Annotated in this window: 15 protein-coding genes; 6 read left to right on the top strand and 9 right to left on the bottom strand. The window is 57.1% G+C overall.

All coding sequences use genetic code 11. From position 1 onward, the window contains the following. Positions 1–210 precede the first annotated feature (210 nt). Positions 211–1,695: a sensor histidine kinase gene (locus tag CFBP4996_RS11365; RefSeq protein ID WP_162935806.1), complete on the top strand. Its 1,485-nt coding sequence runs from the start codon at positions 211–213 to the stop codon at positions 1,693–1,695. Positions 1,696–1,737: 42 nt separating this feature from the next. Here the strand turns inward: CFBP4996_RS11365 and CFBP4996_RS11360 are convergent, their stop codons facing one another. The 3 genes from CFBP4996_RS11360 to CFBP4996_RS11350 form a co-directional block, all read right to left on the bottom strand. Continuing rightward, complete coding sequence (locus CFBP4996_RS11360; protein WP_080850796.1) at positions 1,738–2,409, bottom strand: response regulator; 672 nt, start codon at positions 2,407–2,409, stop codon at positions 1,738–1,740. Between the two features lie 393 nt (positions 2,410–2,802). After that, a complete protein-coding gene (locus tag CFBP4996_RS11355; protein ID WP_080850797.1) occupies positions 2,803–3,423 on the bottom strand; it encodes a response regulator transcription factor in 621 nt (206 codons plus the stop codon). Further along, on the bottom strand, positions 3,413–5,314 hold the full coding sequence (locus CFBP4996_RS11350; protein ID WP_080850798.1) for a PAS domain-containing sensor histidine kinase: 1,902 nt from the start codon (positions 5,312–5,314) through the stop codon (positions 3,413–3,415). The genes CFBP4996_RS11355 and CFBP4996_RS11350 overlap by 11 nt, the downstream gene beginning before the upstream one ends. A gap of 303 nt (positions 5,315–5,617) precedes the next feature. Between CFBP4996_RS11350 and CFBP4996_RS11345 the strand changes: the two genes are divergently transcribed. Together CFBP4996_RS11345 and CFBP4996_RS11340 are read left to right on the top strand one after the other, a co-directional pair. Further along, positions 5,618–6,601 (top strand): MBL fold metallo-hydrolase, encoded by a 984-nt coding sequence (locus tag CFBP4996_RS11345; protein ID WP_080850799.1) that lies wholly within the window; start codon positions 5,618–5,620, stop codon positions 6,599–6,601. A gap of 123 nt (positions 6,602–6,724) precedes the next feature. Continuing rightward, positions 6,725–7,348, top strand: a complete 624-nt coding sequence (locus tag CFBP4996_RS11340) for a pyridoxamine 5'-phosphate oxidase family protein (protein WP_080850800.1) — start codon at positions 6,725–6,727, stop codon at positions 7,346–7,348. 117 nt (positions 7,349–7,465) lie between these two features. Here the strand turns inward: CFBP4996_RS11340 and CFBP4996_RS11335 are convergent, their stop codons facing one another. Together CFBP4996_RS11335 and CFBP4996_RS11330 are read right to left on the bottom strand one after the other, a co-directional pair. Beyond that, positions 7,466–9,163 carry a recombinase family protein gene (locus CFBP4996_RS11335; protein WP_233283548.1) on the bottom strand — a complete coding sequence of 566 codons (1,698 nt, stop codon included), beginning with the start codon at positions 9,161–9,163 and terminating at the stop codon, positions 7,466–7,468. Beyond that, positions 9,075–10,460: an MATE family efflux transporter gene (locus tag CFBP4996_RS11330; protein ID WP_080850803.1), complete on the bottom strand. Its 1,386-nt coding sequence runs from the start codon at positions 10,458–10,460 to the stop codon at positions 9,075–9,077. Before CFBP4996_RS11330 ends, CFBP4996_RS11335 begins: the two co-directional genes overlap by 89 nt. A gap of 165 nt (positions 10,461–10,625) precedes the next feature. Between CFBP4996_RS11330 and CFBP4996_RS11325 the strand changes: the two genes are divergently transcribed. Continuing rightward, the gene (locus tag CFBP4996_RS11325; RefSeq protein WP_137396244.1) at positions 10,626–11,102 is read left to right on the top strand and encodes a MarR family winged helix-turn-helix transcriptional regulator; all 477 of its coding nucleotides are present in this window, start codon (positions 10,626–10,628) and stop codon (positions 11,100–11,102) included. A 35-nt stretch (positions 11,103–11,137) separates the two neighbouring features. Here CFBP4996_RS11325 and CFBP4996_RS11320 read toward each other — a convergent pair whose 3' ends face one another. The 4 genes from CFBP4996_RS11320 to CFBP4996_RS11305 all read right to left on the bottom strand — a co-directional run bounded on the left by CFBP4996_RS11320 (position 11,138) and on the right by CFBP4996_RS11305 (position 14,500). After that, complete coding sequence (locus tag CFBP4996_RS11320) at positions 11,138–11,326, bottom strand: hypothetical protein (RefSeq protein WP_020808437.1); 189 nt, start codon at positions 11,324–11,326, stop codon at positions 11,138–11,140. A 65-nt stretch (positions 11,327–11,391) separates the two neighbouring features. Then, on the bottom strand, positions 11,392–12,399 hold the full coding sequence (ftsZ, locus tag CFBP4996_RS11315) for a cell division protein FtsZ (RefSeq protein WP_080850804.1): 1,008 nt from the start codon (positions 12,397–12,399) through the stop codon (positions 11,392–11,394). Between the two features lie 51 nt (positions 12,400–12,450). Further along, positions 12,451–13,746: a beta-ketoacyl-ACP synthase II gene (fabF, locus tag CFBP4996_RS11310; protein WP_080850806.1), complete on the bottom strand. Its 1,296-nt coding sequence runs from the start codon at positions 13,744–13,746 to the stop codon at positions 12,451–12,453. Between the two features lie 166 nt (positions 13,747–13,912). Then, positions 13,913–14,500, bottom strand: coding sequence for a TetR/AcrR family transcriptional regulator (locus CFBP4996_RS11305; protein WP_080853082.1), 588 nt, complete (start codon positions 14,498–14,500; stop codon positions 13,913–13,915). A 98-nt stretch (positions 14,501–14,598) separates the two neighbouring features. Here CFBP4996_RS11305 and CFBP4996_RS11300 point away from each other — a divergent pair, with 98 nt between their 5' ends. Then, entirely contained in the window at positions 14,599–15,708 is a 1,110-nt protein-coding gene (locus tag CFBP4996_RS11300) for an efflux RND transporter periplasmic adaptor subunit (protein ID WP_080850808.1), read from the top strand. Next, positions 15,708–18,821: an efflux RND transporter permease subunit gene (locus tag CFBP4996_RS11295; RefSeq protein WP_080850810.1), complete on the top strand. Its 3,114-nt coding sequence runs from the start codon at positions 15,708–15,710 to the stop codon at positions 18,819–18,821. Before CFBP4996_RS11300 ends, CFBP4996_RS11295 begins: the two co-directional genes overlap by 1 nt. Positions 18,822–18,866: the final 45 nt, after the last annotated feature.

Below are 18,866 nucleotides of genomic sequence, written 5' to 3'. Positions count from 1 at the left end.
GTTCATCGGACCTTGGTCTGGTGGTCCTCAGCCCAAGGGTGACGTGATCTTGCGAAATTCCGAATTTTAAGTTAAATTGCTGAAATAATTATATAATCGTAGCAGAGTATGCCTGCCTGAATCTTGTCGAAGCTTAAATCCGGGACCTTTCGGTCTCTCATGAATGCGAGTTCGACGAGATTTGTGCATCGAACATCAGCAGGTTGGGACATGAGACATTCGCTGTCTGACGATACTGGTGAAGAAGCAAAATCGCATAGTGGATCTCTTGGAAAATGGAGATCGTCCTTGCGACGTTTGACAGACTGGTTCCGGGATCTGCATCTTTCGACACAATTCATGATCCTGATGTCACCGATCGTGATTGTGTTGATGTCGTGCCTTACGTTCTGGGCTGCCGATCGGGTTGAACGCGCCATGCTCGCTGGAGCTGGCGGGGTTGGAGCTCTTTATCTCGAAACCTTTGTTTCTCCCCTTATCAAGGAGGCTGATCTCCACAAGGACACGATTGACCCTGTCCTGGTCTCGCACCTCGAAAACCTGCTCGGCACAGGGCCTATCGGTCAGCACGTTCGCACGATCAAACTTTGGCGGGCCGATGGCAGTATATTCTATGCGACAAACGATCAAAAAATCGACCATCCAAGAGTGTTCGATGAGTTGAGGTCTGCCTTGTCAGGTGAGATCGTTGTATCCCGTACGGAGGTGGAGAAACATGTTTATACCGGCGAGGAAAAGCAGAACCTTCTGTTAGAGGTCTACGCGCCCCTTCTTCGTGACCGGAATGGCAAGGTCATTCTCGTTGGAGAGTTTTACGAAGAACCGAATTATTTGATCGCTGAGCTTCGCTCTGCGCGGCGCGGAACATTCCTGATTGTGGCCGGCGTGGCTTTGCCAATGCTTGGATTGTTGTATCTCATGGCACTAACAGCAAGCCGGCTGATTGCCCGTCAAAAGCGGGCGATCGAGGCGAACCTCCTGAACGCCCTGGATCTGTGGGAGCAAAACGACAAGCTGAGGAAAGCAGCAGACTATGCCAGACTCGAAGCCGGCAAGCTGAATGAGAAGATACTCGACCAGATTGGCAACGATCTGCATGATGGCCCAGTGCAGGTTCTCACCCTTATAAGTCTTCGCCTGAGCGATATGATTGCAGAGCAGCGCTTAAGCGGAAGGAAGGTCAACCCTGATCTTGAAAAGCTGTTGAATTTCGTCTCAGGCGTTCTTGCGGATCTGCGCAAAATCTCCGCCGGCCTCTCATTGCCTGAACTTGACGAACTCAGCTTAAGTGAAACAATAAAGCTCGCCGTGGCACGCTACAGGGATCTCACAGCGTTTCCCGTTGAGATGGACGGCCTGATACCGCACGAGATGTACCAACCCCACCTGAATGTCTGTGTCTATCGCTTTATTCAGGAAGGGTTGATGAATGCATTCCGACACGCAGCCAATAACAGGCAGAGGGTCCGATACCGCATCCACGATAACAAACTCATTATCGTGGTGGCTGATGTGGGGGAGCGTGTTGTGCGTCCAGATCAAAATGCGGCAGCCCGAGTGAAACTTGGTTTGACCAGTCAGAAGCGACGTGTAAGGTCATTTGGCGGGAAAATGCGGATATTCAGGCGCGCGGCGGGAACAATCATTGTCGCAGTTTTGCCCATCAATCAGCTTTCGTCGGACGAGATGATCTAGCGGCCGTCTGGCGCAGAGGCTGTGGAAATTTTGGGCTTCATCCTAGTTGAGGAGATCGTGTGACCCACCGATTTTTTGTGCGGCGAGAACGGCCTCGACACGATTTCGTACGTCGAGCTTCTGCATCAGGATCGTCATGTAATGTTTGACCGTTTTTTCGCTTATGTCGAGACTCCTGGCTATTTCACGATTTGTCTGCCCTCTCATGAGGTAGGAGACAATCTGTTCTTCGCGAACGCTTAAGCGCTTCTGCTGTATAGCTTTCTGTCTCGCCTCTGTCGCTTTCATCGACATGATGACCCTCGTTGCGAAGCCTGGCGTCATATATGTCTCGCCGTTGTGCGCGGCAATAATTGCGTCGTGAAGGTCTGTCGAACTGCTTCCTTTAAGGACGTAACCGGAAACGCCACAATTGAGAGCTTTGATCGCTGTTTCGATACTGGAGGTCGCCGTGAAGATTACGACCTTGGTTCCCGGCATTGTCTGAACAATCACCTCAATCGCCGCCATCGAGTCGCCGGGCATGCTGAGATCAACGACGATGACGTCAGGCGAAAGCTGTTCAGTGATTTTGATTGCATCTACAGCGTTGTGGCCCTGGCCAACAATTTTGAGATCTTTTTTGTTCGAGTAAAGACTTACAAGCCCTTCAAGAAGAATAGGGTGATCGTCCACAAACGCGACGGATACAGGTACGCTGACAGGTGATGACATTGATGCCGCCTCACACTTATTTTGACTGAGAAGATACCACAATAGAATCGGCGTAAACAACTCGCTATAAGTGAATATATTTACGGAAAAGCGAGGCTAAAGTATTACCGCCGGATTAATCATTTCGTGTTATTTGATGGCAATTCCGTGGAATTGCGTGTCCGCGCGCGCGACATTTCCTGATGGTGCGGTTTGGCGTGTCCTTTGGCGCGGGGCGGTTGAACGTCGGCAACGCGCCCGTTTAACTGTCATAAGGCAAGTCGTTGCCCCTGCTTGGAAGCAGACATCGTCTTGGAAAGGAGCCCTGTCGCCTTCGCGCCAAAGGAAATCATATATGTGGCAGTCGCTCGCGAAGATGACAGCACCTGGTGAGCCAGCGGCCATCGATTTCACCTACAACAGGTCACCAGCGAGTTTGACAAGGTGGGCGACTGATGTTGCCTTCATCTTTCGCATCATGTGGCCTCTGTGTAGCTTCACCGTTGGCTCTGCAAGCTGCAGTTCTGCTGCAATCTGCTTGTTCAGTTTACCGGCGATCACCAATGTCAAAATCTGTCGCTCGCGTTCAGTCAGCGTCATATACCGTGCTTGGGTGGCAGCTTTCGCTACTTTTTCATCGCGGCGAGCGGCGTCATTGGCGATTGCGCGGTTGACGGCGTCTAGCAGATCCTGCTCACGGACCGGCTTACTGAGAACGTCAATGGCACCCGCCTTCATCGCCCGCACCGCCATGGGCACATCGACATGGGCGCTGATCAAGACTACGGACCGGGGAAGATCGCTCTTCGCCAAAACCTCCTGAAACTCCAGTCCGCTCTGACCGGGAAGGCGGATGTCGAGGACGATGCAACCGGCCTTTTCGGGATCGTCTGCAGCTATGAAATCCTTTATCGAGCCGTGTACCTCAGCGGCGAGCCCGACGGACTCGAAGAGGCCCTTTAGGGCTTCGCGCACGCTTTGATCGTCATCTATGACGATGACATTGGGTTGCCTGTTCTTCCTGTCATCGATCAACGGCTGCGTCCTTGGAATTCGAGAGCGTGAAGGTGAATGAGCTTCCGCGAGGATGATTGGTTGTGGCCCAGATCCGCCCGCCGTGAGCTTCAACAATGGAGCGGCAGATAGAAAGACCCATCCCTATCCCGTCAGATTTCGTGGTATAGAATGGCTCAAATACCTGCTCGAGCTGTTCCGGCGGTATGCCACAACCTGTGTCGGAAACACTAACCTCGACTTCGCCCTCTGGACCTTGCCTACAACTGACTGTCATGACCGCTTCGGCGCCACGAGGTGTTGCTTCAGCGCTGTTCATGATCAGATTGAGAAGAACCTGCTGTAACTGGGTGCGGTCGCCCAAGATATCGACGGGTTCTGGCGTGAGGTCCGTGACGATCTGCAAACCTCGCGATTGCAACTCTTCCCTAAGAAGAAAAAGCACATCACGTAGCGCCCGCTTGAAGTCGATCCTTTCCATCCGCACCGGCGATCTCCGGGCCATCCCGCGTATGCTGGCGACGATCTCGCCGGCGCGGTGGCCATCATGCACGATGCGTTCCGCGGCCAGACGAGCCTGTTCCAGATCTGTATGTCCGTCCTTAAGCCAGCGGAGGCAGGTTCCGGCATTCGTCACGATCGCCATGAGCGGCTGATTGATCTCGTGCGCAATGGAAACCGCTAGCTCGCCGATGGTCGTCAACCGTGTAACGTGCGCAAGGTGGCTCTGGCTCTGGCGAAGAGACTCTTCCGCCTGTTTGCGATCCTCGATGTCGACAACGACGCCGTACCATCGGACCACATTTCCTTCCGGATCGAGCAGGGGGCTTTGCTGCAGGTTGAACCACCTGTATTGGCCGTCGAACCGTCTGATACGGGCGTCTACTGGCTTAGGCTGTTTCGTCGCGACAACCTCTTCCCAACTCTCACGCATCCGTTCGACGTCATCGGGATGAAACATGCGATAGAAGCCGAAGCCGACAATCTGCTCGAAAGGCAGTCCGACGAAGTTGGTGAGATGCTGGTTCCAGTATTCGAGCTGCCCGTCGGGCGTACATGACCAGGCCATGGCAGGGATCGTGTTGATGATGAGCTTGAGTTTTTGTTCGCTCTCCCTTAGCGCGGCCTCACTCTCTTTTAGAGCGATCTCGGCCCGCTGCAGATTCTCGATGTCGATATTGACACCGAACCAGCGCACGACGCCATTCGCATCCGTCAGCTTTCGGCCTGAGAAATAGAACCAGCGGTACTGCCCATCAGCACCCCGAATGCGTCCTTTCAACCGGGTATGATCTGAACATTCTAGGTCGCGCTTCCAGATTTCCACCATCTCGGGAATATCGTCGGGATGATAGAGATCCAGAAAACCCCATTCGAGGATCTGGTCGGCAGGCCGCCCGGCATAGTCCAACCAACTCTGGTTGACGAAATCGGCGCTCCCGTCCGGGCGCGCTGACCACACGAGCACCGGAAGCGAATTGATGATGAGCCTGAGGTTCTCTTCGCTTGCCGCAAGCGCAGACTTCGTCTCCCTGAGCGCATCTTCAGCTCGTTTGCGATCTTCTATATCGAGAACGACCCCGTACCATTTGGCAACGTTTCCCTCAGAATCCAGCTGAGGTTTTTGCCGGAGGGAGCACCAGCGGTATTCGCCGTCCGCGCGCCTGAGCCGACCCTCAACTTCCCTTCCCGTCTTGGCAGCCATGATGCTCCGCCACTCGAAGGCCAGGCGGGTGGTGTCGGCCGGGTGGAACAGCCGATAGAAATTCTCCCCGGCTATCTCTGTGAGTGGCAAGCCGACATATTCGAGAAAGTGCTGACTGGCGAAGTCGAGCATGCCGTCGGACGTAGCCGACCATGCCATTGCTGGGATCAAATCGATGATCGCATCGGCTTCCTTGTGCTTGTCCAACTTTGTCCCTCACCGGTATGCGCGGCGCAACCGCCCTGCTTCAGGTTACGCGGTTTCGCGACGCCGCGTTAGGCGAGATTGATAGACGAAGGTCTATTTTCGCACTGCCTTGGTCTAGTTCTATGTGACCTAGATCGCAATTGAGAGCAGGCTTGAACCGGTCTATTCACAATAAAACCGAGTGGGTTAGCCCAAGTGGCCGCCCATCCCGGCCCAGGTTGAAGCGCCTGTTCCGACCGCAGCAGCCATACCTACGCATTTGCCAACACTACCAACATCGTCGATCGATCCGGAGGAACTCCCATGCCTCAACTTTCACGTCGCGCCTTCGGCACCCTGCCGATCGGCCTCATCGCGGGGAGCCTTTTCGGCGGCAGCCTGATAAGTTCCTCCTCTGTCCATGCGGCGACGCGGGAGGCGGCAAGCGCACCTGCTACGGTGACCCCGCTCGCACAGATCCGCATCGGACGGTTCACCGTGACGGCGCTGACGGACGGGTATGCAGACATGCCCTATGACTACTTTCCGGGACGCTCGGCGCCCGAGGTCGAAAAGGCGGCAAGCGCACAGTTTACCGCCCGGCCGAGTGGAGTTCGGTTCCTCTTCAATCAGTATCTCGTCGAGGATGGGGAGCGCCGCATCCTGATCGATGCTGGTGCGGCAGGCTCGATCGGACAGACCGGACAATTACCTCCGGCACTCGCTGCGCTCGGTCTGAAGCCCAGCCAGATCGACGTTGTCATCGTGACGCATATGCACCAGGACCACATGGGCGGGCTGGTCCTGGGAGGCAAGAACCAATACCCGGAAGCCGAGCTTTACATCGATCGTCGCGATGTCACCCATTGGACCGATCCGGCCAAACGCAACGGAGCGCCTGACTTTCTACAGACCAGCTTCAGAATGGCAGAGGAGGTCGTGCGGCTATATCCCAGGCTCCAGGCGATCGACGGAGAGCGGGAAATCGCGCCGGGCGTTTCGATCATCGATCTGACCGGCCATACGCCCGGCCATATCGGCGTGCGGATCGAAGATGGCGGCAAGAGCCTGATCATGGTTTCGGACATGATTTTTCCGGTCGTGCACCCGGCCGCGACAGATGTGTTCTTCCTGTTCGAGCAGGACCGTGCCGCTGCGAAGGCCATGCGCGATCGCTTCCTTCCGCGTGCCGCATCGGAGGGAGCGCTCATCGCCGCCACGCACATGCCGTTCCCTGGGCTCGGCCGTGTCGTCTCCGATCGCGGGCAGATGCGTTGGGAAGTCGCAGACTGGGCCTTGCAGGACTGACTTCCGCACTTGGCGACCTTGAAGGCAGAGATTGCCAAGCCCAGAATTCGGCTGGCCAAATGAGTAGATCCAGGCTCGCACGGGGGATGCCCATGAAAGCCTGGCTGAGCAAGGAGATTAGGCATGCCATATCATTTCCTTGAGGTCGCTGTGACGCCTAGCGTCAGGGCCGCCCAGGCTGAGATGGGCGTAGAGCAGATTTGGCTGGGCAGTGACAGCCGCCCTTCAGACACCTTCACCGAAGACGAGATCGCCTTCATTGCCTCATGTGACAGCTTCTACATGGCATCGGTCTCCGAAACGGGTTGGCCATATGTTCAGCATCGTGGAGGGAATGTCGGCTTCCTCAAGGTTATAGATCAGCGAACAATGGCCTTCGCCGACTACCGGGGCAACCGTCAGTACATCAGCGCCGGCAATTTTGCGGCCAACGATCGGGCCTGTCTGTTCCTGATGGATTATGTGCGGCGGGCTCGGCTCAAAATCTATGCCTATGTGGAGCGACTTGCGCTTGACGCTGACCAGGAACTCACGGAACTGGTGTCTGACCCGACGTACAAAGGAAGGGCTGAGCGGATTTTCAAGCTCCGGCTCGAGGCGTTCGATTGGAACTGCCCGCAGCACATCATTCCACGCTACACCGAGCAACAGATTGAACAGGCGGTCGCTCCTCTTCGTGAGCGGCTGCAGCGACTGGAAACCGAGAACGCCACCTTGCGCGCACGTCTCGGGAGCCCCGAACCATGATCGAAGCTGAACGATCACCTCTTCCCCGTTTTACAGTGAGGCAATAAGTTCAAGGTTTGATTCGCGTCACCTGCTCCGATATCGTCAACAGTGGGATTTTTACAAGCCTCCGTGCAATCAGGCCCCCGCAACCAATGAAACTTGTAAATTCTCCCATTCGGGATATTTGCACCGGAGCTCCTCCGCGTAAGCGTCGAGGAGCTTTTTTTGTTTCTGCTCCGTGTCGATCTCGCCGGATGCGATCTTCGCCATCAGATCATTCTGGGCGGCGGTGATGAACTGCTGCTCCATCAGGTCCAGGACCTCCATCGAGGCCATAATGTTGGCGATCGAGCCGTGTACCTGCAAACTGGCCGGTTGATGGCCCGGTGTCTTGCCGATCACGACGGTCTGGATGAGATCACGCACGATCGGCATCAGCCGCCGCTTGGCATGTTCGTCGGCGTTGTTGCGTGCGAGGAAGATCAGCTTGCGGACGCTGATCTCGATATTGGCGGGATTGAACTGCGCCTTCAGCTTCGCAATCTTCTCCTGGAAATCCTCGGCCGGCTCCTGCGAGTGGGCGATTTCCAGAACCAGCGCCTCGCGCGTGACTTCCAGTTCATCCAGTTGATCATCCAGGATGGCAAGCCGCGGCCGGCCGTCGGCATGGCGGTCCTGAATCTGCTGCATGAGACCTGACTGTTTCGACTTGATCGCTGCGAGCTCTGTGGCCAACTGGTCCTTGCGCGAAGGCAGGCTCTTCAGCTTGCTCACCTCATGCGCGACCATCTTCTCCGAAATCCGATCGAAGATATCCATCGAGAAGAAGGCCACGGGCAAGCAGTTGAGGACGCGTTCCTCCAGTTCATGGCGTGTGATGGTCTTGCTGTTACCACAGCAGGCACCGTCGAGGTCGTCGATCGGCAGGCGCTTCTTGCGGTTGGTGCAGCTATAGCGGTCCTTGCCTGAGATCGCGTAGGGACCTCCGCACTCTGCGCATTCGAGCATGCGGCTGAGCAGATACTCGGGGCGCTGCGTCGCGTTCAGCCGGTTGCCCTGCCCGAAATCGAACAGCTCACCGATCTCTTTCTGACGCTCCTTCACCCGCTGCCATAGGTCGTCGGAAACGATGCGCATCTCCGGCACTGCCGTCAGCACCCATTCGCTTGCGTCGTTGACGCGCGCCGTACGGCGCTCGGTCTCCGGGTTCTTTCGATAGTTGCGCTTGTTCCAGACTATGCGGCCGATGTAGCTCTCGTTATTGAGAATGCCCGTGCCACGGCTGACGTGACCGCGGATGGCTGTGTCGCGCCACTTGCGGCCGCGCGAGCCCGGGATGCCCTCCTTGTTCAAAAGCTGGGCGATGTCGCGTGGTGACATGCCGTCGGCATAAAGCGTGAAGATGCGGCGAACGATATCGGCCTTCGCAGGATCGATCTCGCGCAGGCCTTTGATGCGATCACCATTCACATCGCGCTGCTGCGAGATCATGTAGCCATAGGCCAGGCAAGTGGATGCCTTGCCCTTGCGCACGGCGGTCTTCATTCCCTCCCGGGTCCGGTAGCGGATCTGCCAGACAAGCTCGTGACTGAGCATTGCGCGGAATGACATCTCCATGTCCGTTACCGGGGAGCCAGCGTGGACCGTCCAGAGGTCGACATCGCGATAGCGCAAATCCTTGAGAATCTTGTGGCTGTGCTCGATGTCGCGCGACAGTCGATCGACGGTCACGCAGAGCACGACATCAATGCGGTCGCGCTTCACATGCGCCATCAAGTTCTGGATGCCGGGGCGGAGCTGGTAATCGAAACTGTCGAGGAAGGTTTTCGTCACAAGGCTCGCGCTCCTGAAACCAGATCACCGAAGCCCATCCGACAAAAGCTGCCAGGATCATCCTGACTGTTCCGGCAAGAACCGGGAGTAAAACGCGCTTCAGTCCCTGGCTTGCAAAATAAAGCGCCAGTCCCAATCCAACTGCGCCATAAGCCGGTGCGACAATTTGCAGATACTGGGAGCCTAGCTGCTGCACATCCGGGTCCGCCGTGAATAATCTCATCCAGGTCATGGGGAACAGAGTGGCGAGAATGCCGATTGTCTGCGTGATGCCGAATGCGATACCTGCGCCAACCCAGGCGACCCGGCGGGCGCGTTCGATCTGGCCCGCTCCGATATTAATCCCAACCATGGTGACGATAGCGGTTCCAAGACCGAAGATGATGGGAATTTGCAGATAATCAAGCCGCGATGCAATGCCGAACCCCGCAATCGCGTCTGCGCCGAAATGGCCGACGGCTGCCGTTACGAACGTAACCGTCAGATTGACCTGGATCGTGCCGACTGCGGAAGGCAGGCCGACACCCAGAATGTCCTTGAACAGTCGACCTTGCAGCGGAACAATTTTGAACTTTAGCGGGCTGCTTGACGAGCGCAGGTATAGGGCAAGCACCAGTGCCGCGATGAGATAATAAATGAAGACCGCAGCGCCTCCGCCTGCCACGCCGAGCTCCGGGAAGGGGCCCCAGCCGAAAATCAACAGCGGCGACAAGACGAGGAGAAGGAACGCGCCGGAGATGATGACGAGAGCAGGCACGTTCACGTTGCCAGCGCCCCGCAGGGCTGCCGAAAGCAAAGCCGTGATCCAGATGGGAATAGAGCCTGCGAACACAATTCCTGAATAGATGAGGGCGGCCCTAAGGGTTTCTCCAGTCCCTCCCATTGAGCGGTAGAGCAGGGGTCCAAAGAGGATTGCAGCGACTGAGAAAATGGCTCCGAATGCCGTAGCCAGAACAATCGAATGCCAGACAAGCCCATCGGCATCAGCGTGGCGGTTGGCTCCCATCGCTCGGGCCACAGCCGAGGAAACTCCGCCTCCAATCCCGCCATTCGACATCATTTGCATCAGCATGAGGACGGGAAAGACGAGGGTCACACCTGCTAAAGCCTCAGTCCCAAGGAAACTGACGAAGTAGGTTTCGGCGACCCCAACAAAGGTCTGGACGACGAGAACGACGACTGTGGGCAATGCCAGCCGGAACAGCGTGGCTGTAATTGGTCCATAAAGAATTCCATGTGGTGTCTTCTGTGAAATTGTTGAGACATGAGAATTTTTGCTGTCAGGCATATCGGCCATGGCTGATCCTAAAAAGTTCTCCGAGGCTCTGCTCCGTTCCCAAGGCCATGGGCTCGCAACCGGTTCTCAGAATTTGAAAATAGATTGTTTTTAAAATCTAAATTATATAGAGTTCATACGCAATCTAAAATATCATTTCCGAGCGTGAGACCGGAGCCCGTGCAGGTGTTCAAAACCCATGTTTCCGATCAAGGATCGATAAAAGCTGAAATGGTGGAAAACCCGCTTGCCGGGAATCTATGCTTTGCTGTGCAGCGGACAAACCGCATCATTTCCCGCCAGATCAACGATGCATTGCGTTCGATAGGACTAACCGCGGAGCAGATATTTCTTCTTTCAGCGATTGGTGAGGCAGGTTCCCCTAGGATATCGGAGGTTTCGCTACTTCTTGGCCTCGACCACTCAACCGTCGTTTCAAATATTAAACCCCTTGTGAGGAAGAACTGGGTGACGATGTCCGTGGATATCTATGATCGCAGGGCACGAAGACTTCTGCTCACCGACAACGGGAGCGCGCGGCTTGGAATGGCATTTGAGCGTCTTCAGGAACTTGGAGACGCGCTGATGAAAAAGGTTGGCGGGACGCAGAATACTCTTAGCCTGTGCCGGACGCTTAGCGAGTTATCAACAGCGTGCGCTTGACGTAGGCCGCGCGGCCGACTGCAAGGATACAGCCATCACCCCTTGTTTTCGGAGCTTTCTTCCCACACTACCTCTTCGCGGGGCTGTGCCTTTAATCCAGCCACTTCCGTCTCCAGCCGATCCAGCCGTTTTTCCAGCGCGATGAGGTAGTCTCCCTGCGGATCGTCGATACCCAGGACGGCATCTTCCCACGATCGCCATTTTTCTCGAAAACGCTTCAACATTTCAAATCTCCATGGCCATCAATTTTACAAATCGGCGCTTGCAGGCCCCACAGTATGAGCGAGCATCACGCCATTCGCTCCGAAAGGTGGATCACCTCTGCCGGTTGTCTCAATCCGGTGGCGACAACAGAGACTCTCAGCCGCCCCTCAAGCGCGTCATTGAATGTCGCGCCGACGACGATATTGGCGTCGTCATCGACTTCCTCGCGAACACGTGTTGCAGCTTCGTCGACATCAAAAAGGGTCATGTCCGGTCCGCCGGAGATCGAGACGAGAAGGCCTTTCGCTCCCCTGACGGACGCTTCATCGAACAGCGGATTGGCAATCGCTGCCTCGGCGGCATGTCGGGCGCGGGCGTCTCCCGTTGCCTCGCCCGTGCCCATGACCGCTCGGCCCATGTCACGCATGACTGACCTTACATCGGCGAAATCGAGATTGATCAATCCTTCCTTGACGATCAGATCGATGACGGAACTGACCCCGGCATGCAGCACATGATCTGCCATTTCGAATGCATCCGCGAAGGTCGTCTTCGCATCGGCAATCCGGAACAGGTTCTGATTGGGGATGACGATCACCGTATCTGCGCATTCGCTGAGACGCTCGATTCCCTGCCGCGCTGTTCGCATTCGCTGCGTACCTTCGAATGTGAAGGGCATGGTGACGACGCCGACCGTCAGTATGCCTGCCTTGCGCGCAGCATGGGCGATAACGGGTGCGGCACCTGTTCCCGTTCCGCCCCCCATGCCCGCCGTCACGAAACACATATGGGTTCCGTGGAGGTGATCCATGATCTCGTGAATCGACTCTTCGGCGGCCGCCTGTCCAATATCGGCCAATGACCCGGCGCCAAGTCCTTCCGTGACGGTCGGGCCAAGCTGGATAAGCCGTGGCGCTTTTGACATGGACGAAGCCTGGGCATCGGTGTTCGCAACGATAAACTCCGCGCCCTCGAGATCGTGCATGATCATGTTGTTGACAGCATTGCCGCCGCCACCGCCGACGCCGATGACGGCAATCCTTGGCTTGAGGAGCGTTATGCCGGGCGGTGAAACGACAGTCGTTGGTTGCATGGTGGGAGCGTCCTGGTGGAGACTTTGTTCAAAGGGGATCACGCGCCGGGGTTAATCAGCTAATGGCGTACGATTGCCTCTCCTCGGCCAGCGTCGAAACACTGCGCTGGCATTGACGCCGCCGAAGCCGAAGCCATTGGATATCGCATATTCAACATCAAGGTGTCGGGCATCGTTTGCGACAAAGTCGATGCCATTGGCTTCAAGGTCCGGTGAACTGAGATTCAAGGTCGGGGGCGCGATCTGGTGCTGGAGCGCCAGGATCGTGAAAATAGCCTCAAGGCCGCCGGCGGCCCCCAGCAGGTGCCCCGTCGCCGACTTCGTCCCGCTGACAGCGATCGACTTCCTTTGGCCGAACAGGCTCTTGATCGCTCTGAGCTCTCCGAGATCTCCAACCGGGGTCGAAGTCGCATGTGCGTTAAGATGGCCGATTTCGTGCGGCGCGATACCCGCCTGCGCGATGGCGATTTGCATTGCCCTGCGGGCGCCGCTTCCATCTTCCGGCCCGGAGGTAATATGATGGGCGTCGGCGGTCGTTCCATATCCAACGAGTTCTGCTATCGGCGTCGCACCGCGAGCAAGGGCGTGGCTTAGCGCTTCAATGACGAGGATGCCTGCGCCTTCGCCCATCACGAAGCCGTCGCGCGCGGTGTCGAAAGGACGTGACGCTTTGGCCGGGGTCTCGTTAAAGCCTGTCGATAGTGATCTTGCCGCTGCGAAACCACCAAGGCCGACAATGTTCATACAGGCCTCAGTGCCACCACAAACCGCAATGTCGGCTTCATTGGACCTGATCAGTCGCGCTGCATCGCCAATCGCCTGAACGCCGGCGGCACATGCCGTCACCGGCGCTCCCAGCGGGCCTCTAAAGCCATGCCGGATAGAGACTTGTCCGGCAGCGAGATTCACGAGAAAGGATGGAATGGTGAAGGGCGAGAGGCGGCGGACGCCGCGTTGGTCGACGGTACGCACCGCCTCCGTTATCGCGGGAAAGCCACCGATGCCCGATGCGATGATTGTCGCCGTTCTCAGTTTTTCTTCTTCGGAAGCTGGCTTCCAGTTCGCCTGCGCGAGAGCCTCTTCCGCCGCCGCCAGCGCAAAGATGATGAAGCGGTCGACCTTACGTTGATCCTTCGAGGACAGGGTCCTGTCAGGATCAAATCCTCCTTCAGGATCTTCTGCCAGCGAAGGGACCACGCCTCCGATTTTTGAAGGCAAATCCCCGACGATGTCGTCACCCAGTCGCCGGATCCCGCTTTTGCCAGCAAGGAGCCGGGACCAGGAGATATCGACATTCGCACCAAGGGGGCTGACGGCTCCCATTCCCGTGACAACGACACGACGCATTTGCATTTCCACCTGTTTAGGATCAAAAATTTGGCATGCCTTCGGCGTCCGACCGAATGACCGGTCATGAACTTTGGACATGCGGTTCGCGCTATTCTCTTCTGATACGCGTGCGGCTTTCGCTGAGCTTTGCCAGCTATCGGCGACGAATATCCAAAACTGCCTGTTAGTCGCCACCATCGCGGCCAGCAATGCGCCGGACCTCGCTGGCTGCCGCATCGAGTACACTCGTCGACAGCAGTTCATCCTCGATGATGCGGGACAGTGTCACCGCACCGATCATCATGGACAATATTGCCATGGCCTTTTCGCTTCGAGCTCTATCGTCACCCTCTCCGATGAGTTCTTCGAGCACCTCGAAATGCGCCCGGATACCATCCTCAAACGGGCGCCGAACTTCGGCAGTTTGACGCGCAGCGTCGGAGCCGAGAGCAACAAGCGGGCATCCTTCTGCCTTCTCGCCGCTATGATCTTTGGAGAGGTAGAACCTGATGATCGACTCCAGGGGATCTGACGTGTCTGCTGCGGCATCAGACCACCTCCTCGTGGCGCTCTCGAGAGCACGCCGTGATGCGAGCGCCGCAAGATCGTCCTTGGATGCGAACTGCTTGTAGAATCCACCCTGGGTTAGGCCCGCACCCTTCATCAGGTCTTTCAGGCCGATCCCGTCGAATCCATGCTCTCGAAACAACCGGCTGGCGACGTTGATTACCCGTTCCCGGTTTTCCTCTGCCTGTACACGGCTCACTCTCATGTGGACCTCCAATTAGATTTCATTTGACATCTATATGTCTTTTAGAGTTAAGATGCAATCTAATATTTTTGAACAGGCGGTCAAGAAGGGACGATGAAATGAAACGGAAACTTGTTGTCACTGCAGCAGCAGTGCTGGCGCTGGCCGCAGGCGGAGCCGCAGCACTGCTGCTTCCGGCGCAGGCGCCTGAGGCAAAGGCTGCCGATCCCCGGACCCTGGCACCACTGGTCAACCTCGCGACGGCCAGGCTTCCTGGCAATTCGAGCAGCAGCTTTACCGGAACCGTTGGTGCCCGGGTCCAGAGCAATCTCGGGTTTCGCGTTCCCGGTAAGATCGTTGAACGTTTTGTCGACGTCGGGGAGCAGGTAAGCGCTGGACAGCCATTGATGAGGCTTGACGAGACTGACCTTCGTCTTGCTCTGACCGCCAAGCGAAACGCTGTCATTGCAGCACAGGCGACATTTGTCCAAGCGAAAGCCGATGAGAAACGCTTTGCCATTCTGGTGAAGACCTCTGCTGCCTCGACGCAGCAATATGAACGATCGAAAGCCCTGCTGGATACGGCGACGGCACAGTTGGCCGCCGCTCAGGCTGAGGCGAATGTTGCCGAAAACGAGGCCCGATATACGGTTCTTGTTGCCGATGCAGATGGAACCATTGTCGAGACGCTCGGTGAACCGGGCCAGGTGGTAACCGCCGGGCAGCCGGTTGTCCGGCTCGCGAAGTCTGGTCCGCGCGAAGCCATTGTCTGGCTTCCCGAAACCATGCGTCCTGACATTGGAGTTCAGGCTTCCGCATCGGTTTATGGCAGAAACAATGCGGAAAAGGCCAAGCTGCGCCAGATCTCCGATTCTGCCGATCAGCAGACCCGCACCTATGAAACGCGCTGGGTGCTTGAAGGGGGGGCTGCAAATGCGCCCCTGGGGGCGACCGTCACCATCGAAATCGAGAACAGGGATGTGCAGAATCATGCCGAACTGCCGATAGGTGCTCTGTTGGATGACGGGACGCGCACTGGCGTCTGGGTGATCGATCAGCAATCGTCCGTCGTGAAGTTTCGTGATGTGAAAGTAGAGCGGGTAAGCGAAGAGAAAGTGGTCGTCACTAACGTCAAGCCGGGAGAGGAGGTCGTTGCGCTTGGCGCACATCTTCTGAAGGATGGAGCGCAAGTTCGCACCAGTGTTGGGACAAGAGAGGCGGCAAACTGATGAACCTCAATCTGTCCGCCCTTGCGGTTCGCGAACGCGCCGTCACGCTGTTCTTTATCGTCCTTCTGTCTCTCGCCGGCGTCTATGCCTTCGTCAAGCTGGGACGCGCTGAAGACCCCTCCTTTACCATCAAGACATTGACTGTCACGACTGTCTGGCCGGGCGCAACTGCACGCGAGATGCAGGATCTCGTTGCCGAGCCGCTGGAGAAGCGCATTCAGGAATTGGCCTGGTACGACCGTGTCGAGACAACGACGCGCCCGGGCTTCGCCTATCTTACCGTCACGCTCAAGGACAATACGCCGCCAAGCGCCGTCGCCGAAGAATTTTATCAGGCGCGCAAGAAGCTCGGCGATGAAGCCAGAAATCTGCCGCAGGGTGTTCTGGGACCATTCGTGAACGATGAATATTCTGACGTCAGCTTCGGCCTTTACGCTCTCAAGGCGCAGGGCATGCCGATGCGCGATCTCGTCCGGGAAGCCGAAAAGATCAGGCAGGACATGCTTCATGTTCCCGGCGTAAAGAAAATCAATATTCTGGGTGAGCAGCCGGAGCAGATATTCGTAGAGTTCTCGTATGAGAAGCTTGCCACGCTCGGCATATCTCCTCAGGACATTGCCGCAGCCCTTCAACGGCGCAATACCGTTACACCCGCTGGCTCGATAGATACGCAGGGTCCGCAGGTCTTCATTCGTCTCGACGGTGCCTATGACAGTGTTCAGTCTATCGCTGATACGCCCATCGTCGCTTCCGGTCGTGCGTTGAAGCTTTCCGACATTGCTGAGGTACGCCGGGGTTATCAGGAGCCGGCAAGCTATGTCATCCGTCATGACGGCGAGCCTGCCATTATGCTCGGTGTTGTCATGCAGCAGGGCTGGAATGGTCTGGAGCTTGGCAAGGCTCTCGAGGAGCGCTCCAGCCGGATCGCACAGTCGTTACCCCTTGGCATAACGCTGACGAAGGTCAGCGATCAGGCTGTCAACATTGATGCGGCGGTGGGTGAATTCATGGTGAAGTTCGCCATGGCCCTCGGCGTGGTGCTCTTCGTCAGCCTCATTGCGCTCGGCTGGCGGGTGGGCATCGTTGTGGCTCTGGCCGTTCCGCTGACGCTGGCTGTCGTCTTCATCATCATGCTCGAGACGGGGCGCTTCTTCGACCGCATCACGCTCGGTGCATTGATCCTGGCACTTGGCCTGCTTGTCGACGACGCAATCATCGCCATCGAGGTGATGGTCGTGAAGATGGAAGAGGGCATGGACCGCATCAAGGCAGCTGCCTATGCCTGGAGCCACACTGCCGCACCGATGCTGTCGGGCACGCTTGTGACCATTATCGGCCTGATGCCGGTCGGTTTTGCCGCCTCTGCAGCCGGTGAATATGCGGGCAATATCTTCTGGATCGTCGGTTTCGCGCTGATCGTTTCCTGGTTCGTGGCGGTGATTTTTACGCCCTATCTCGGTGTAAAGCTGTTGCCCGATATCAAGCCGGTAGCAGGTGGCCATCATGCGATTTACGATACGCCGAACTACAGACGCCTGCGCGGCGCAATCGAATTCACCGTCAAGCACAAGTTTCTGACCTGCGCCATTGTCGGCGTCGTCATGGCGCTCTCGGTCGTGGGGATGGGTGCGGTGAAGCAGCAGTTCTTCCCCACATCGGACCGCCCTGAGGTTCTCGTCGAAGTCCGCATGCCAGAAGGCACGAGCATCGAAACGACGACCGCCACGGTCAAGAAGCTCGAGGCCTGGTTGAAGCAGCAGCCCGAAGCGAAGATCACGACCAGTTACATCGGCCAGGGTGCGCCCCGCTTCTTCTTCGCCATGGCGCCCGAACTGCCCGATCCTGCCTTTGCAAAGATCGTTGTGCTGACATCCGACGCCCATGAGCGTGAGGTGCTGAAACTTCGTCTGCGGGAAGCCGTTGCGCAAGGGCTGGCGCCCGAGGCATTCGTGCGCGTCACGCAACTCGTCTTTGGCCCCTACACGCCATTCCCCGTCGAGTTTCGGATCAAAGGACCGGACGCGGAAGAGCTGTACAAAATCTCCGAGCAGGCACTTGCTCTCATGAGCTCTGTACCTGACGTCAGAAATGCCAACCGCGATTGGGGTAACCGCACACCCGTCGTCCGTTTCGTTCCTGATCAGGATCGCCTGAACCTCATCGGCATGTCGTCCGCCGAGGCTGCCCAGCAGATACAGCTCCTGCTGAGTGGTGTTCCCGTGACGCAAGTTCGTGAGAACATCCGAAACGTTCCTGTCGTGGCGAGAAGTGCCGGTGAAATCCGCCTCGATCCTGCAAGGCTAGCCGACTTCTCGCTCGTGACGAGAGACGGTCGTGCGATCCCGCTCGATCAGATCGGCCACACGGAGGTGCGCTTCGAAGAGCCGATCCTCAAGCGCCGTGACAGAACGCCTGTGGTGACGGTCCGATCCGACATTAACGAGGCGACACAACCGCCGGAGGTCTCGCAACAGGTGATGACCGCTCTTCAGCCACTCGTAGCATCTCTGCCTGCTGGCTACACAATCGAGATGGGCGGCAATATCGAGGAGTCACTCAAGGCGAATACTGCCCTGGTGAAGGTGTTCCCACTGATGATCGCGGCGACCCTGATCGTCATCATCCTTCAGGTGCGCAGCCTGTCGACGATGACGATGGTGATGCTGACAGCACCGCTCGGTCTTGCAGGCGTCGTGCCGACCCTGATCCTGTTCAACCAGCCTTTCGGGTTTAACGCGATCCTGGGTCTTATCGGCCTGGCGGGCATCCTCATGCGCAACACGTTGATCCTCACCGAGCAGATCAAGGAGAACAAGGCCGCGGGTCTGGACGACTATCATGCCGTGATTGAGGCTACGGTGCAGCGAACAAGGCCCGTCATTCTGACAGCGCTTGCCGCGGTCCTCGCCTTCATTCCTCTGACGCATTCGGTTTTCTGGGGTTCGATGGCCTACACACTTATCGGCGGAACGGCGGTGGGCACGCTCATCATCCTGCTCTTCCTGCCGGCACTCTATGCTGCATGGTTCCGCATCAAGCCACCCAAGGCAGACATGGATTCGACGGAGCACGGAAACGCGGAAACAGCTCAGCATTCGCTTGCTGCGGAATAGCCAACCCGTCCCTCCGCAGCAGATGATGCTGCGGAGGGATCATAC

This window comes from Agrobacterium leguminum (genome assembly GCF_005144435.2).
GTDB lineage: Bacteria > Pseudomonadota > Alphaproteobacteria > Rhizobiales > Rhizobiaceae > Agrobacterium > Agrobacterium leguminum.
The sequence above is the reverse complement of the archived record's forward strand: the minus strand, read 5'-3'. Positions and strand labels throughout refer to the sequence as shown.